Below are 15,380 nucleotides of genomic sequence, written 5' to 3' on the forward strand. Positions count from 1 at the left end.
TCATTCCTTCCATTGTTATTCAAGAAACGCGCTCCCGCCGTGGCGGGGCGCGGTACTGCTTACTTTTTGCCGCGGGTGGCAAACACGCTGGCCAGGCAGCTTGCCGCGATCAGCACGAACACCACCAGCAGGGACGCTTCGACCGGCACGTGGAACCACGGCATGACCAGCATCTTTGCGCCGATGAACACGAGCACCATCGCCAGGCCATACTTGAGCAGATGGAAGCGGTCAGCCACGTCCACCAGCAGGAAATACAGTGCCCGCAAGCCCATGATGGCGAACAGGTTCGACGTGAAGACGATGAACGGGTCCGTCGTGATGGCGAAGATCGCCGGGATCGAGTCGACCGCGAACACCAGGTCCGTCACCTCGATCAGGATCAGCACGAGGAACAGCGGCGTGACATAGCGCAAACCACCCTTGTTCACGAAGAAACGTTCGCCGTGGTCGCCGTCGGCCACCCGCAGGTGGCGGCGGGCAAAGCGCAGCACCGGGTTGTTCGCCACGTCCGGCTCGGCGTCGGCGGCCACCAGCATGCGGAAGCCCGTCACCAGCAGGAAGGCGCCAAACAGGTACAGCACCCAGCTGAACTCGCTCACCACCCAGGCGCCGGCCATGATCATCACGGCGCGCATGACGATCGCGCCCAGCACGCCGTAGATCAGCACACGGCGCTGGTACTGCATCGGTACCTGGAAGGCGCCGAAGATCAGCAGGAACACGAACACGTTATCAACCGACAGCGCTTTCTCGATCAGGTAGCCGGAGAAAAATTCCAGCGCCTTCTGGTTCGCGATCTCGGGTCCGGCCGTGCCGTTCAGGTACCACCACAGGCCGCCGTTGAACAGCAGGGCCAGGCTGACCCACACGAGCGACCATGTCGCCGCTTCCTTGACGCTGACCTTGTGCGCCTTGTTGCCGCCGAAGACGAACAAATCGAGCGCCAGCATCAGCAATACAAAAGCGATGAAGCCGGCCCACATGGGCGCCGTTGCAATGCTCTCCAGGCCGTTCATCGGCGGCCTCCCTTATTGTCTGTTTCTGTCCTGATGCCCATGGCACTCTCCTTGCATGAATGAGCAGTCATCATAGACGCAATTGAAACATCGAACAAATCGAATATAATTTACGAATACATCGAAAAACTCGATGAATTAACCAAGGATCGACGATGTCCACGCTCAACTTCAAGCACTTGCGCTATTTCTGGATGGTGGCCAAGACGGGCAGCATCGCCCGCGCGGCCGAACAGCTGCACCTGACGCCGCAATCGATTTCCGGCCAGCTCAGCGACTTTGCCGACACCCTGGGCGTGGAACTGTTCCGCCGCAGCGGGCGCAAGCTGGAATTGACGGAAACGGGCAGGCGCATCCTCAGCCATGCGGAAGAGATCTTCAGCACGGGCGACGAATTGCTGGAAATCGTGCGCGACCAGTCGCGCACGGCGACGACCACGTTTCGCGTCGGCTGCGCCGATTCCGTATCGAAGCTGATCGCCTGCCGCCTCGTCGAGCCGGCGCTGGGGCTGGCCGAGCCGCTGCGCATGATCTGCCGCGAAGGCCGGCTGGCCAGCCTGCTGGCGGACCTGGCCGTGCACCGCCTGGACCTGATCATCGCCGACCGCCCCATGCCGTCCCATCTGAGCGTGCGCGGCTACAACCATTTGCTGGGCGAAAGCGGCATGACCCTGTTCGGCACGCCGGCGCTGGCCGCCACGCTGGAAGGCGGCTTTCCCCGCTGCCTGGACGGCGCGCCGCTGCTGCTGCCGGGCGAGGATTTCGCCATCTATGGCCGCCTGCTGCAATGGCTGGGCGAGCACAATCTGCACCCGCGCATCGTCGGCGAGTTCGACGACAGCGCCATGATGCAGGCCTTCGGCCAGTCCGGCGCCGGCCTGTTCTTCGCCCCCACCGTGATCGCGCCCCAGGTGTGCGAACAGCATGGCGTGGTGGCGCTGGGCCGGGTCGACAGCCTCGTCGAGCAGGTGTATGCGATCACCACGGAGCGGCGCCTGAGCCACCCGGCCACCATCGCCATCAGCCAGAGCGCGCGCCACGAGCTGTTCGTCTAGGGCTACTCGGCGCCGACGACGATCTTGCCCGGCTGCCCGCCCCGCTCCAGCAGCACATGCGCGCGCCGCAGGGTGGCCGCGTCCAGCGGCGACAGACGCTGCCGCACCGTAGGGCGCAGCACGCCCTCGTCCAGCAGCGCCGCCACGCGGTGCAGGATGCGGTGTTGCCCGATCATGTCTTCGGTGCCGTACAAAGGCCGCGTAAACACCATTTCCCAGTGCAGCGACACGCTTTTCCCCTTCAGCGGCGCCGCATCGAAAACAGCGTGGTCGTCGATGACGCCCAGCTTGCCGTGCGGCGCGATGATCTGCGTCAAGGCCGCGACATGGCGCGCCGTGTGCGACAGGGCGGCGATGTGCGTGACGGGGGCGACGTGCAATGCCGCCACCTGCTCCGCCATGGGCCGCGCATGGTCGATCACGTGGTGGGCGCCCATGGCGCGGCACCAGTGCGCGCTGTCGTCGCGCGAAGCCGTGGCGATCACGGTAAAACCCGTCAGCCGGCGCGCCAGCTGGATCAGCATCGATCCCACGCCGCCCGCGCCGCCCAGCACCAGCAAGCTGCCCCGTGGCTGCGTGTCGCCGGGCGCAATGGCAAAGCGCTCGAACAGCAGCTGCCACGCCGTCAGCGCCGCCAGCGGCACGCCGGCCGCCTGCGCAAAATCGAGCGTAGCGGGCATGCGTGCGGCAATGCGCTCGTCGACCAGGTGGTACTCGGCGCTGGCGCCCGGGCGGTCGAACGAGCCCGCGTAATACACGGCCTGCCCCGGCGCGAACAGGGTCACGGCGCTGCCCACCGCGTGCACGACGCCGGCTGCATCCCAGCCCAGGGTGGTGACGGCTTGCGGCACGGCGACCCGCCCGGCGCGCACCTTGGTGTCGAGCGGGTTGACGCCCACGGCGCGCACCTGCACCAGCACGTCACGCGGGCCGGGCACGGGCATCGCCCCCGTCATGTCGAACAAGCCATATTCGTCGTCCACGCTGCTGCCCTTGTTGAAACCGATCATCTTCATTGCATGCTCCCAGCTAAATCCGCATGGTAGGCAGCCACGCGACAAAGAAAAATATGCTTCAATGCGTTTCACTGCTGACCAAACTGTCATGAATCATGCAAAACCAGGATACCGATAATCTCTCCGGCGTGGCCCTGTTCGTGCAACTGGCCAAAGCGGGCAGCTTTGTCGCCGCCGCGCGCCAGGCCGGCATTTCACCGTCGGCCGTCAGCAAGAGCCTGGCGCGGCTCGAACAACGGCTGGGGGCGCGCCTGTTCCAGCGCAGCACGCGCCAGCTGAGCCTGACGGCCGAAGGCAAGCTGTTTCTTGCGCGCAGCGAACGCATCCTGGCGGAAATGCAGGCGGCACAGGAGGAACTTGCAGGCAACTTGGCGCCGCACGGCCGCCTGCGCCTGGGCTTGCCGGAACTGGGTGGCCTGTTCCTGCCCGCGCTGGCCGCATTTGCCCAGCTGCATCCCGACATCGCCCTCGACCTCGATTTTTCCGACGCGCTGGCCGACGTCGTCGGCGACGGCTTCGACGCCGTCATCCGCATCGGCGCGCCGCGCGACTCGCGCCTGGCCGCCCGCAAGCTGGGCCAGTTCCGCTCCCGCCTCGTGGCCTCGCCCGCCTACCTGGCGCGCCACGGCACGCCGCAACACCCCCTTGATCTGCAACAACATGCCTGCCTGCACTACCGCTTCCGCCACAGCGGCAAGATCGAAGCGTGGCAGCTGCGCCTGGTCGATGGCGTGGCGCTGCCGGACTTGCCGCTGTCGATGGTGTGCAACAACGTGGAGGCGCGGCTGCACTTCGCGCGGCAAGGCCGGGGCATCGCCTGGCTGCCCGACTTTCATGTGCGCGGCGCCATCGCCGACGGCAGCCTGGTCGAAGTGCTGGCCGACTACGCGACCGGCGAACTTGCGGCCCACGGCTGCTGGCTGCTGTGGCCGTCCGGGCCGCACCTGGCGCCGAAGGTGCGCGCCCTCGTCGATTTCCTGGCCAAAACGGATCTTCTGTTGCCGGCTGCCCACGGATCAAGCACATGAAATACATTTGGACAAATATAGCTTTATAATGGCAAGCCTCCCCGACGCCCTGCGCGCCCCTTCCAGGACTTGCCGCAATGAAGCACTTGCACGACATCCCCTCTGCCTTCAAGCATGAATTTGCCAACCCGCGCCTGTGGTGGTCGCGCGCCGTCGTCGTCGGCATGGCCGCCGTCGCGGGCCTCGTCGTCGTGGGCTTTACGTGGCTGGCGGAAACAGCGCTCGATTGTTTTCTCTTTTTTAATGGCAAGGCCTGGTGGTTCGCCCTGCTGTGGACGCCCGCTTGCGCCGCCCTGCTCGTCTGGCTGACGCGGCGCTACGCCATGGGCGCGGCCGGTTCCGGCATTCCGCAAGTGATGGCCGCCCTGGACGCGGCCGTGGCGCCGGAACAGCGCTCGCTGTTTGTCTCGCTGAAACTCAGCGCCGCGAAGATAGTCCTGACGGCGGGCGGCTTGCTGGGGGGATTGTCGCTGGGGCGCGAAGGGCCGTCCGTGCAGATCGCCGCCGGCGTGATGCTGGCCGCGCGGCGCTGGCTGCCCCGCCACTCGCAGGTGAGCGCCCACTCGCTGCTGGTGGCCGGCGGCGCGGCCGGCATCGCGGCCGCCTTCAATACGCCGCTGGCGGGCGTCATGTTCGCCATCGAAGAACTGTCGCGCTCGCCCGAGCAGCGCAACAGCGGCTTGATTGTCGCCGGCATCGTGCTGGCCGGCATGATGGCCGTCTCCATCCACGGCAACGCCACCCATTTCGGCATCATCCATCCCGGCCCCATCGGCCTGGCGCTGGCCTTGCCGGGTTTGCTGGTCACCCTGGTGGCGGGCGTGGCCGGCGGCCTGTTCGCCCGGCTGCTATTGGCGTCCGCCCGGGGCAATCCGCTGGGGAAGTTGTCCGCGTGGAGAACAGGCCGGCCCGTGCTGTTCGCCGCCGTCTGCGGCCTGCTGGTGGCGGCCATCGGCATCGCCAGCCAGGGCGCCACCTTCGGCAGCGGCACCGTGGCCACGCGCGCCATGCTCGAAGGTTCCAGCGACGTGGCGCCGGCCTTTGTCGCCTTCAAGTACGTGGCGACGTGGCTGACCGTGTGGTCGGGCGTGCCGGCCGGCATCTTCGCCCCATCGCTGGCCATCGGCGCCGGCATCGGGCATGACATTGCGCAATTGCTGCACTATCCGCACGCGCCCGCCCTGATCGCGCTGGGCATGGTGGGTTTCCTGGCCGCCGCCACGCAGGCGCCGCTGACGGCGTTTATTATTGTCATGGAAATGGTCGATGGCCACGGTATGGTGCTGAGCCTGATGGCGTGCGCCGTGGTGGCGAGCACCGTGTCGCGCGTGCTCAGCGAACCGCTGTACGGGGCGCTGGCCCAGCTGCAGCTGCAACGGCTGCCGCATGCCAGCCGGGACACTACATCGTAAACGGAAACGGCTGCAGCCCCGCCTTGCGGTCATCGGGGGCGACGACGGCCAGCAAGGCGCTCAAGCCCCGGTTCAGCTGCGCCAGGCTGTCGGCATCGAGCTGGCCCAGGGCGCTGGGCAACAAGCCGCGTGCCGGCTGCGGCGCGCCGGCGATGACGGCCTGGCCTTGCGCCGTCAGGGTCAGCGTGACCACGCGCTGGTCCGGCTGGTCGCGCGCCTTGCGCACATAATTTTTCTTCACCAGTGCGTCGACCAGGTTGCTGGCCGTCGTCTGGTGTATCGACATCGTGGCGGCCAGCTCGCCCATGCGCAAGCCTGGGTGCTCCAGCAATTCCTGCATTACCCACAGTTGCGCGCCCGACACGCCGCACTGCTTCTCGATCTGCGCCGAGTGCCGCTGCGCCGCGCGCATGACGACGCGCATGTTTTGCAAGGCCAGGCTTTGCGCCTTGACCATCGCCGATACTTCCGCTTCCACCACCGTTGCCTCCAGTTATCCTGCCGGCTTCGCGCCTGCTGGCGGGCCGGAATCCCTGCATGATACCTGCAAAGGCGTGCGGCTCCTAGCGCATGGGCACTGGCTCTCCGGCCTGCCATGCCTGTTCCGGCAGCAGCTTGCCGGCCTCGTCCCACTGGCGTTCGACGCCGTGTTTCCTGCCATGTTCATACGGCACAAGCTGCCGCAGGCTGCCGTCGCCGTACCAGGCTTGCAGCAAGCCGTGGCGCTGGCCGTCGCGCATGGGCGTGACCTGGGCGCGCACGCCATTGTCAAACCACTCGATCACGTCGCCCTGCTCGCGTCCCTGCGCATCCTGTTGCCAGGCAACGGCCGGCTGGCCGTTGGCGCGCCACTTCTGCATGCGCAGCAACTTGCCCTTGCGGTACAGCGCTTTCTGCGCCAACTGGCCATTGTCATGGCTGTCAAACGACCAGCCGTCGGGCTCGCCATTGCGCCATGTCATGCTGGCGAGTACCTTGCCATCGGGCGCCAGGGTGACGGCCTCGCCCTCCTGCTGGTCATGGATGAAATGGCTGCGCTGGAACAGCTTGCCGTCGGCGTAAAACAATTGTTGTAGGCCATGCATCCTGCCGCTCTTCAGGAAAGCGCGGCTGCTGACCTTGCCATTCGGGCCATACGACACATACTCGCCATCGGCCATCTGCTGGCCGTGGTAAGTGATGCGGTTCATCAGCTGGCCATTCTCATGGTAGGTCTCGGCAATGCGGTCGCGCCCGTTCGGCAGCAGGGTCACTTTTTGCTTGAGCCGGCCGCTGTCATAGAACGACGTGCCGCCAGCCGGCGCCTGCGCCTGCGCCGCCAGCGGCAGCACCGTCAGCAGCGCCGCCAGCAGCACCGGCCGTATTGTCTGTCCATGCAGCATGCCGTTCCCCCTACTGCGCCGCAACGGGCTGGCCATCGTGCCAGGCCTGTTCCAGCACCAGCTTGCCGGACTTGTCCCACTGGCGCTCGATGCCGTGCTTCTTGCCGTGTTCGTAGGGCACGATCTGCCGCAGGCTGCCATCGCTGTACCAGGCCTGCAGCAAGCCGTGGCGCTGGCCTTCGACAAACGGCGTCACGCTGGCGCGCACGCCGTTGGCATGCCAGTCGGTCGTGTCGCCGTGGTCGCGTCCCTGCGCGTCTTTCTGCCACGCAAAATTGGGCCGGCCATTCGGGCCCCACGTTTGCAAGCTGAGCACGGCGCCTTTCCGGTACAGTGTCCTGTTCGACACGACGCCATTGCCATGGCTTTCAAACGACCAGCCGTCGGGCTGGCCGTGCACCCAGACGGTCCTGGCCAGCACCTTGCCGTCCTCGGCATACATGACGAACTCGCCCTCGCGCTGGCCATCGACGTGCCGTCCCCTTCGGAACAGCTTGCCATCCGGATAAAACGATTCCTCCACGCCATCTATCTGGCCATTGCGCCGGTACGAGCGGTTGCTGACGGCCCCGTTCGCGCCATACGACACTTGCTCGCCATCGGCCATCTCGTCGCCGTGGTACACGGTGCGGCTCATCAGCTGGCCGTTCTCGTGATACGTTTCCGAGATGCTGTCGCGCCCGTTCGGCAACGCAGTCACTCTTTGCTTGACCTGGCCATTCTCGAAGTACACGCAGCCGCCCAGCAGCTCCTCGCCCTGGGCATTGAAATAGGTTTCGCGCAGCAGCTGGCCATTTTCGTAGTAATACTTGCGAAAACGCAGGAACTTGATCTGGCTCAGGTCCAGGTCCGTGGCATAGGTTTCAAAGGCCAGCACGCCCGGCGTGTCGGGAAATTCGAGCCGCACATGCCAGGCGCCCAGCGCCTCGTCGCGCACGGGCGGCGTGCGCAGCGCATACGCGGCGCGGCGCTGATTGCTCGGCATGAAATTTTCATCCAGATACATGGTGTGGTCCTTGCTCTCGTCCATTGCCTGCGCCGCCTGCCGTAGCGGCTCCGCTTCCTGCGCCGCCAGCGGCATGGCTGCGCTCATGCCCAGTGCGGCGGCCAGCAGCCAGCGCTTCGCCTGTTGATTCGTCATGTTGCTCCATTGTTCATGTTGCCTTACGGCCAGCATCATAAAGGCAAGCGCCGCGCGCCGTGGGCACGATTGCCGCGCCACCATAAAAAAAGGCCGGACCTGCTGGTCCGGCCCCGGTCCGGGGACATGCGCTGGCGCGGCAGGCGTCAGACAGCGCCATCCTTGACAGGCGACAACTGGCTCGCATGCAGCCGCGCATACGCGCCGCCCTGCTGCAGCAAGGCGGCATGGCGGCCCGACTCGACCAGGCGGCCGCCCTGCATGACGACGATGCGGTCGGCGCTTTCGATGGTGGATAATCTGTGGGCGATGACGATGGTGGTGCGGTTGCGCATCAGCACTTCCAGCGCCGCCTGCACCGAGCGCTCCGACTCCGTGTCCAGCGCACTGGTGGCTTCATCGAGCAGCAGTATCGGCGCATCCTTGTACAGGGCGCGCGCGATGGCCAGGCGCTGGCGTTGCCCGCCCGACAGGCGCGAACCGTTCTGCCCCGCCTGGGTTTCGTAACCCTGCGGCAACTGCATGATGAAATCGTGGGCGTAGGCGGCGCGCGCCGACGCTTCGATGCGGGCCATGTCCGGGGCAGGATCGCCGTAGGCGATATTGGCCGCCATCGTGTCGTTGAACAGGATCACGTCCTGGCTGACGAGGGCGAACTGGCGCCGCAGGGCCAGCAAGGCGTAGTCGCGCACGTCCACGCCGTCGAGCAGAATCCGGCCGCCGCTGACGTCATAGAAGCGCGGCAGCAAGCCCAGCAAGGTCGTCTTGCCGCCGCCGGAGCCGCCCACGAGGGCCACCGTTTCGCCGGCGCGGATGTCGAGCGTGATATCGCTCAAGGCGGTGGGCGCATCGGGATCGTCGCTGTTGTAGCGGAAGTGCACGTTTTGCAGGGACAGATTGCCCTGCACGGCGGCCGGGGCGATGGTGCCCGGGTCCGGTTCCAGCGGCGTGTCGATCAGGCCGAAGACGGACTCGGCCGCCGCCAGGCCCCGCTGCAGCGGCTCATTGATCTTGGTCAAATTCTTGATCGGCGACTGCATGGCCATCAGGGCGCCCATGAAGGCAACGAAGGCGCCCGGCGTGATGGCGCCGCTCTGCGCGCGCAGCATGGCGAAGTAGATGACCGACGACAGGGTGACGCCGACGAGCATCATGATGAAGCCGGAATTCATGGCCGACGTGGCCGCATGCTTGACGGCCAGCTGGCGGTTGCGCTTGACGACATCGACGAAGCGCGCCTGCTCGTAATCCTGCCCGCCGAAGATTTTGACGACGCGCTGGCCGGCGATGCTTTCGTCGAGCACGGACGTCAGCTCGCCCACGGCTTGCTGCGAACTCTTGCTCAGGTGGCGCATGCGGCGGCCCGCCAGGGTCACGACGATGGCGACGATGGGCATCGAAGCCATGCAGAACAGGGCCAGTTTCACGTCGATGCTGAACAGCAGGATCAGGTAGCCGACGGTGGCGACGGAATCGCGCACCATCACGTTGAGCACGTTCAAGCCCGCCTGCGAGACCTGGCTGGCGTCGAAGGCCACGCGCGACTGCGTCAGGCTGGTGGTGGTGGTGTCGAAAAAGCGGCTGGGCAGGCGCATGATGGTGGCGAACATCTTTTCGCGCAGGTCCGCCTGCACGCGGCTCGATAGCCATACGGAACCGTAATCGCCGGCAAAACTGGACACCATGCGCAGCACGGCCAGGCCCAGGATGGTGGCGGGGATCACCCACAAGTCCACCTGCCCTGCCTGTGCCGGCAGGAAACGGTCGACCCAGCCCTGCAACATGCCCATCATGCCGGACGTGGGGACCACCTGGGTACCGGCCGTGTCGCGCATGGCGTCGACGACGTTTTGCAACTGGCGGATTAACAACACATCGGTGGCGGACGCCACGCCCACGGCCAGCAAGGTGGCGGCCACGATGGCGCCATAACGGCGAAACTGGCCGGCCAGGCGGAAGAACAGGAGGCGACTTTGCTGCATGCAGGTGATGAAAGTGAGGGTAAAGCGTGATTCTAACCGCTGCCAGACTTAGCTATGAGAAAGTCGTCACCTTGCCGGCGCAGGACCGGCAAGGGAAAGCGCGGACGATCAGCTCTTCGCCACTTTCCACGCGGCCGTGCCAGCCTTGCAGACTTTCAGCTTGAGGGTCTGTTCCTGGCCCTTGGCGTTCAAGCCCACCTGTACCTTGCGGCAGGTTTGCGCATCCGTCTTTTCCGTATCGCTGGCCGTGATGTCGGCGGCGATGCGCACGGAATTGCGCAAGCCTTCATTGCTCCATTGCACGGTTTCGCCATCTTTCTTGTCGTTGAGCACGTCGGTGACGGCTTTCACGAAGACGGGCTTGTCGTTCTTGTTCAGGTAAGCCATCGGCGTATCGGCCAAGAAACCCAGGCCGACGGCGGAAGCGGAGGCACACAGGACGGCGCTGCCGAGGATCAGGGCGGAAAACAGTGGTTTGGTAGGGATACGCATCGGAAGACTCCTGGTAAGAAAGTAAATAAGGGGCAATTGTACGGGCAAGCCGTGCTTTACCGGAATCGGCTGGCGAAATACCGCCCGTTTCAACAAGGCGGCCGCGCGACAGATCGGCAGCATGCTCTGTGAATTTTCATGACCAAAGTTTCTATCTCCATTGCCGAGGCTGCCACTAAGCCGCCGTGACGGCGGAAACACGGGGCAAGCTTACCGTTTGGCAAGCCGATGCTACATTCTTTTCCGTAAAGCAAGTGCACGCTTGACTTGGGACCGCTGGCGGCTTTCAATGGGAATAGTTTCTAATCATTAACTTTGCCTGCTGCCACGCTCCCGGCGCGGCAGCGATGAAAGGATGGCGCGATGGCCCTGGCACACGAGCAGCATCTGGCGGACACGGGGCAGACGGGCGGCTTGAAGCCGCGCGCCTGCGACTGCGGCGGCACCGTCTTCACCATCCTGCACCAGCGCGTGATGGCGGACATGCAGCGCCGGCAATTTCTCGGCGGCACGGCCGCCATGCTGGCGCCGTTCATCGGCCTCGGCCTGTCCAGCGGCAACGCCATCGCCCAGCAGCCGCAAGCCGCCGACCGCCCCCTGTTGCTGACCAATCTGCGCCTGTTCGATGGCACGGGCAAGGCGCCCCGCTCCGGCATCCACGTGCTGGTGACGGGGGCGACGATTACGGCCCTGCTGCCGGCCGGCGAAAAAGTCGAGGGGGCGCAAGTGATCGATTGCCAGGGCAAGCTGCTCATGCCGGGCCTGATCGACGCCCACTGGCACACCATGCTGGCCGCCATCAACCAGGTGACGGCCATGACGTCCGACGTCGGCTATTTATATCTGGTGGCGGCGCAGGAAGCGCGGCGCACCCTGCTGCGGGGGTTCACGTCCGTGCGCGATCCCGGCGGCCCCGCGTTTGCATTGCAACGCGCCATCGATGAAGGCATCGTCGACGGCCCGCGCATCTTCCCGTCCGGCGCCATGATTTCGCAAACCTCGGGTCATGGCGACTTCCGCCTGCGCTCGGAGATTCCCCGCGCGGCCAACGCGCCGCTGGGCATGGCGGAAACGGCGGGCATGGCCATGATCGCCGATGGCGAGGCGGAAGTGCTGCGCCGCGTGCGCGAGCAGCTGATGCTGGGCGCGACGCAGATCAAGATGATGGCCGGCGGCGGCGTCGCGTCCACGTACGACCCGCTCGACAGCACGCAGTATTCGGAACGCGAACTGCGCGCCGGCGTGGAAGCGGCCGCCGACTGGGGCACCTATGTGATGGCCCACGTCTACACGCCGAAAGGCATACAGCGGGCCATCCGCGCGGGCGTGCGCAGCATCGAGCACGGCCAGCTGGCCGATGACGAGTCCGCCCGCATGATGCGCGACGCGGGCACGTGGTGGAGCCTGCAACCGTTCCTGCAGGATGAGGACGCCAATGTGTATCCCGACGCGGCGCGCAAGGCCAGCCAGAGGATCGTATCGGAAGGTACGATACAAGCGTATGCGCTGGCGCAAAAGTACGGCATCAGGACGGGCTGGGGCACGGATATCCTGTTCAACGCGAAAAACACGCCCACGCAAGGCCGCCAGCTGGCCAAGCTCACGCGCTTTTACGACCCCCTGACCCTGCTGGCGCAGGCGACGGGGCAGAATGGACAATTGCTGGCCCTGTCCGGCCAGCGCGCACCCTACCCGGGCGCCCTGGGCAAGCTGGCCGTGGGCGCGCTGGCCGACTTGCTGGTGGCCGAGGGCGACCCCACGAAAAACCTCGATTTCCTCGCGCATCCCGAGGAAAACCTGTTCCTGATCATGAAGAACGGCCGCCTCTACAAGGACAAACTGGGCGCGCCGCTGGCAGGCTGAAGGCGGGCGCGTTGGCAACGGCGGTGGCTTGCCGCATAATGCGCCCATGTTCAAACTGACTTTTCTCGGCACGTCTTCCGGCGTGCCCACGCGCCACCGCAACGTCACGTCGCTGGCCCTGCAAACCACGCACAACCGCGACTGGTGGATGATTGATTGCGGCGAAGCCACGCAGCACCGGCTGCAGCGCCTGCCCTTGTCCGTGCACGACCTGGTGGGCATCTGCATCACCCACGTGCATGGCGACCACAGCTACGGGTTGCCGGGCCTGCTGGCCAGCGCCTCCATGACGGGGCGCAAGAAACCTTTGCTGCTGATCGCCCCGGCCCCCATCAAGGCCTGGATCGACGCCACCCTGCTGCACACGGAACTGTTTTTGACGTATCCGCTGATCCATATCGACGTGGACAGTGTCCCAGTCGTGCATGAAGAAATGGGCCTGACCATCTCGCGCCATGCGCTGTCGCACCGCGCGCCGAGCGTCGCGTATCGCTTCGCGCTGGAAACGAGCAGGTGGAAACTGGACAAGGCGGCCCTGCAGGCGGCGGGCGTGCCGCCCGGCCCCGCCTGGGGGCTGTTGCAGGCGGGCCAGGATGCGCTGCTCGACGATGGCACGGTCTTGCGCGCCGCCGCTTTCCGCCAGACGGAAACGCAGCGCGCCACCGTGGTGATCGGCGGCGACAACGACACGCCAGCGCTGCTGACGGACGCCTGTGCCGGCGCGCAACTGCTCGTGCACGAAGCCACCTACACGGAAGCCATGCTGCACAAGGTGGGCCCCGGCCCCACGCACAGTTCCGTGCAGCGCGTGGCGCAGTTCGCCGAAGCGGTGCGCTTGCCGAACCTGATCCTCACCCACTTCAGCGCCCGCTATCACAATGCGGAAGGCATGGCCGAGCTGGAAGCGGAAGCGCGGCAGCACTACTCGGGTGAACTGTTCCTGGCGCGCGATTTCGACAGCTATGAACTCGATGCGGCCGGCGTGCTCAGCAAGTTACCGGCAAAGAAATCTAGTGGGGATTGACGCCATACTGCGCTGCGTATTCAGCCGCCAGCGCGCGCGCCGCCCGCTGCTGTGAGGGCGTGAGGATTTCCAGCAGCTGGTCGCGGTTCTTGATCGATTGCGCGCTGCCCGCCTCGGCCGGCATGGCGATCCACGCATACGCCTGCACGTAATCGAGGTCCACGCCCTGCCCTTGCGCGTACAGCAAGCCATATTCATTCTGTGCGGACAGGGAACCGGCTTCGGCCGCCTGCTTGTACCAGAACGCCGCCTCGGCGAAGTCTTGCGGTACATCAATACCCTTGCGGTAAGCCTGCGCCAGATTGAATTGCGACTGGCCATCGCCCGCCTCGGCCGCCTGGCGCCCGTAGGCCAGCGACTGCCGCATGTCTTGCGCCACGCCATCGCCGCTCGCATACATCAGGGCCAGGTTGGCCAGCGACGGCGGAAAGCCCGCCTGCGCGGCGGCCGTGAACAGTTCCACCGCCTTCGGCAAGTCTTGCGTCACGCCATGGCCCTGATAATACAGGCTGGCCAATAAATGCTGTCCTGCGGGATCGCCGGCTGCGGCTGCCGCATCAAATTGTCTAAATGCCTCAGCGTGATTGCCGTCGTTATAAGCGAGGATGCCCGCTTCATTCAAAGTTTCAGGCGACGATGTCATCAGAATTCCTTATTCGGGGATTTTTTGGCATTGTACACAGCACTGTTACGCATAGAATGCACGATAGAAACCGTGTGGCGCATTGCCCGAATCCTGCGTTATGATCATTGATCGCACGATTTAATCCAGGCATAAGAACAGTGCCAGCCCAAGAATATCTCCATGAAACTGATTGTTTTGTTTTTATCCCTGCTTTCCTCCTCGGCATATGGCGGCACCTTGCACCTGGACAAAGCTGCGACAGGCAAAGTGCGGCAAGCGGCCGATATCCGCTATGTCAATCACGATGAAAAACAGACGTATCAGATAAAAACCGGCAAGCGGTGGATGGCTGGCAGTTGCAGCAGCAGCGGCACGGGCAATTTGCACGCGCTGCTGGCCGACATGAATTTCGACGGCCATGCCGACCTGTGGGTGACGGGCTACACGGATAGCCAGGGACGCATCCGCTGTTCCGACGTGTGGCTGTGGGATGCGCCAGCGCAGCAATACCGTTTCAACAAACCCATGTCCGCCATTCCGAATCTGGACATTAGCATCGCCGGGCAGAGAATCGAAGGCGGCATCGCCAATTGCGGCTGCGCGGCGCAATGCTTTTATGAAGACAGCTATGCGTGGCGGGCAAATACATTAATCACCACCGCCCGGCGGGCACAGGATTGCGAGCGCTACCGGGAATATCGCCTCAATGATAAAAATGACTTGATCATCGTCAAGGATGAAATCATCGATAGCGCCAATCCCGGCCAGCAAGCCATCGAACAGACCCAAGTCGTTGACTGGCAGCGCCACGCGCAGATCATGCGCAAATCCTGGGAATAAATCCCTCACGACCATCCAACAATGCACACATGACGATACATTCAGCATCGATTACTTTCCATGCCGCTAATGCGGAAGACACCCCGGCCTTCATCGCCTTGCGCGGCAAGACACGGCAGAACGCCGTTTCCCAGGAGCGCCTGGCAGAAGTGGGCATCACGGCCGGCACCTGGGCCGCGATGATGCGCTCGGGCAGCCTGCCCGGCCACGTCTGCCATCACGACGGCCAGCTGGCCGGCTACTGCTTTGGCGCGCGCGACACGGGAGAGATCGTCGTCCTGGCCCTGCTGCCGCAATTCGAAGGGCTAGGCATCGGCAAGACCCTGCTGCAACGGGTAATGGCCGAGCTGCGCGCGCAGGGCCACGAGCGGCTGTTCCTCGGCTGCTCCAGCGACCCCGCCTCGCGCTCCTACGGCTTCTACCGCTACCTGGGTTGGACGGCGACGGGCGAGACGGACAAGTATGGCGACGACGTGCTCGAGTTTCGCTGGACGGCCTAGC

At 64.9% G+C, this 15,380-nt stretch carries 15 protein-coding genes; 7 read left to right on the forward strand and 8 right to left on the reverse strand.

From position 1 onward, the window contains the following. Positions 1-59: 59 nt before the first annotated feature. Positions 60-1,019 carry a TerC family protein gene (locus BXA07_RS20825; RefSeq protein ID WP_076570495.1) on the reverse strand — a complete coding sequence of 320 codons (960 nt, stop codon included), beginning with the start codon at positions 1,017-1,019 and terminating at the stop codon, positions 60-62. A gap of 155 nt (positions 1,020-1,174) precedes the next feature. On the opposite strand from BXA07_RS20825, the gene nhaR reads away from it, so the two are divergent. After that, positions 1,175-2,074 carry a transcriptional activator NhaR gene (nhaR, locus tag BXA07_RS20830; RefSeq protein WP_076570497.1) on the forward strand — a complete coding sequence of 300 codons (900 nt, stop codon included), beginning with the start codon at positions 1,175-1,177 and terminating at the stop codon, positions 2,072-2,074. Positions 2,075-2,076: 2 nt separating this feature from the next. On the opposite strand, the gene BXA07_RS20835 is transcribed toward nhaR, so the two are convergent. After that, entirely contained in the window at positions 2,077-3,090 is a 1,014-nt protein-coding gene (locus BXA07_RS20835) for a zinc-binding alcohol dehydrogenase family protein (protein ID WP_076570498.1), read from the reverse strand. A gap of 95 nt (positions 3,091-3,185) precedes the next feature. Here BXA07_RS20835 and BXA07_RS20840 point away from each other — a divergent pair, with 95 nt between their 5' ends. Both BXA07_RS20840 and BXA07_RS20845 read left to right on the forward strand, forming a co-directional pair. After that, the gene (locus tag BXA07_RS20840; protein ID WP_076570500.1) at positions 3,186-4,118 is read left to right on the forward strand and encodes a LysR family transcriptional regulator; all 933 of its coding nucleotides are present in this window, start codon (positions 3,186-3,188) and stop codon (positions 4,116-4,118) included. Positions 4,119-4,195: 77 nt separating this feature from the next. Further along, positions 4,196-5,530 (forward strand): chloride channel protein, encoded by a 1,335-nt coding sequence (locus tag BXA07_RS20845; protein ID WP_076570502.1) that lies wholly within the window; start codon positions 4,196-4,198, stop codon positions 5,528-5,530. Here BXA07_RS20845 and BXA07_RS20850 read toward each other — a convergent pair. The 5 genes from BXA07_RS20850 to BXA07_RS20870 form a co-directional block, all read right to left on the reverse strand. Continuing rightward, positions 5,520-6,008 carry a MarR family winged helix-turn-helix transcriptional regulator gene (locus BXA07_RS20850; RefSeq protein ID WP_244556348.1) on the reverse strand — a complete coding sequence of 163 codons (489 nt, stop codon included), beginning with the start codon at positions 6,006-6,008 and terminating at the stop codon, positions 5,520-5,522. The genes BXA07_RS20845 and BXA07_RS20850 overlap by 11 nt on opposite strands. 85 nt (positions 6,009-6,093) lie before the next feature. Next, a complete protein-coding gene (locus BXA07_RS20855) occupies positions 6,094-6,912 on the reverse strand; it encodes a toxin-antitoxin system YwqK family antitoxin (RefSeq protein ID WP_139335681.1) in 819 nt (272 codons plus the stop codon). A gap of 10 nt (positions 6,913-6,922) precedes the next feature. Further along, a complete protein-coding gene (locus BXA07_RS20860) occupies positions 6,923-8,053 on the reverse strand; it encodes a toxin-antitoxin system YwqK family antitoxin (RefSeq protein WP_076570506.1) in 1,131 nt (376 codons plus the stop codon). A 146-nt stretch (positions 8,054-8,199) separates the two neighbouring features. Next, complete coding sequence (gene msbA, locus BXA07_RS20865) at positions 8,200-10,035, reverse strand: lipid A export permease/ATP-binding protein MsbA (protein ID WP_076570508.1); 1,836 nt, start codon at positions 10,033-10,035, stop codon at positions 8,200-8,202. 108 nt (positions 10,036-10,143) lie between these two features. Continuing rightward, entirely contained in the window at positions 10,144-10,527 is a 384-nt protein-coding gene (locus BXA07_RS20870; protein ID WP_076570510.1) for a hypothetical protein, read from the reverse strand. Between the two features lie 363 nt (positions 10,528-10,890). Here BXA07_RS20870 and BXA07_RS20875 point away from each other — a divergent pair, with 363 nt between their 5' ends. After that, entirely contained in the window at positions 10,891-12,390 is a 1,500-nt protein-coding gene (locus tag BXA07_RS20875) for a metal-dependent hydrolase family protein (RefSeq protein ID WP_076570512.1), read from the forward strand. A 46-nt stretch (positions 12,391-12,436) separates the two neighbouring features. Continuing rightward, positions 12,437-13,414, forward strand: coding sequence for a ribonuclease Z (locus BXA07_RS20880; protein WP_076570514.1), 978 nt, complete (start codon positions 12,437-12,439; stop codon positions 13,412-13,414). On the opposite strand, the gene BXA07_RS20885 is transcribed toward BXA07_RS20880, so the two are convergent. After that, entirely contained in the window at positions 13,401-14,057 is a 657-nt protein-coding gene (locus tag BXA07_RS20885) for a tetratricopeptide repeat protein (protein ID WP_076570516.1), read from the reverse strand. The genes BXA07_RS20880 and BXA07_RS20885 overlap by 14 nt on opposite strands. Before the next feature lie 162 nt (positions 14,058-14,219). Here BXA07_RS20885 and BXA07_RS20890 point away from each other — a divergent pair, with 162 nt between their 5' ends. After that, on the forward strand, positions 14,220-14,879 hold the full coding sequence (locus BXA07_RS20890; RefSeq protein WP_139335683.1) for an XAC2610-related protein: 660 nt from the start codon (positions 14,220-14,222) through the stop codon (positions 14,877-14,879). 29 nt (positions 14,880-14,908) lie between these two features. Beyond that, positions 14,909-15,379 (forward strand): GNAT family N-acetyltransferase, encoded by a 471-nt coding sequence (locus BXA07_RS20895; RefSeq protein WP_076570521.1) that lies wholly within the window; start codon positions 14,909-14,911, stop codon positions 15,377-15,379. Position 15,380 lies beyond the last annotated feature (1 nt).

The organism is Janthinobacterium sp. TND4EL3, from assembly GCF_900156175.1.
In the GTDB taxonomy this organism is placed as follows: domain Bacteria; phylum Pseudomonadota; class Gammaproteobacteria; order Burkholderiales; family Burkholderiaceae_D; genus Janthinobacterium.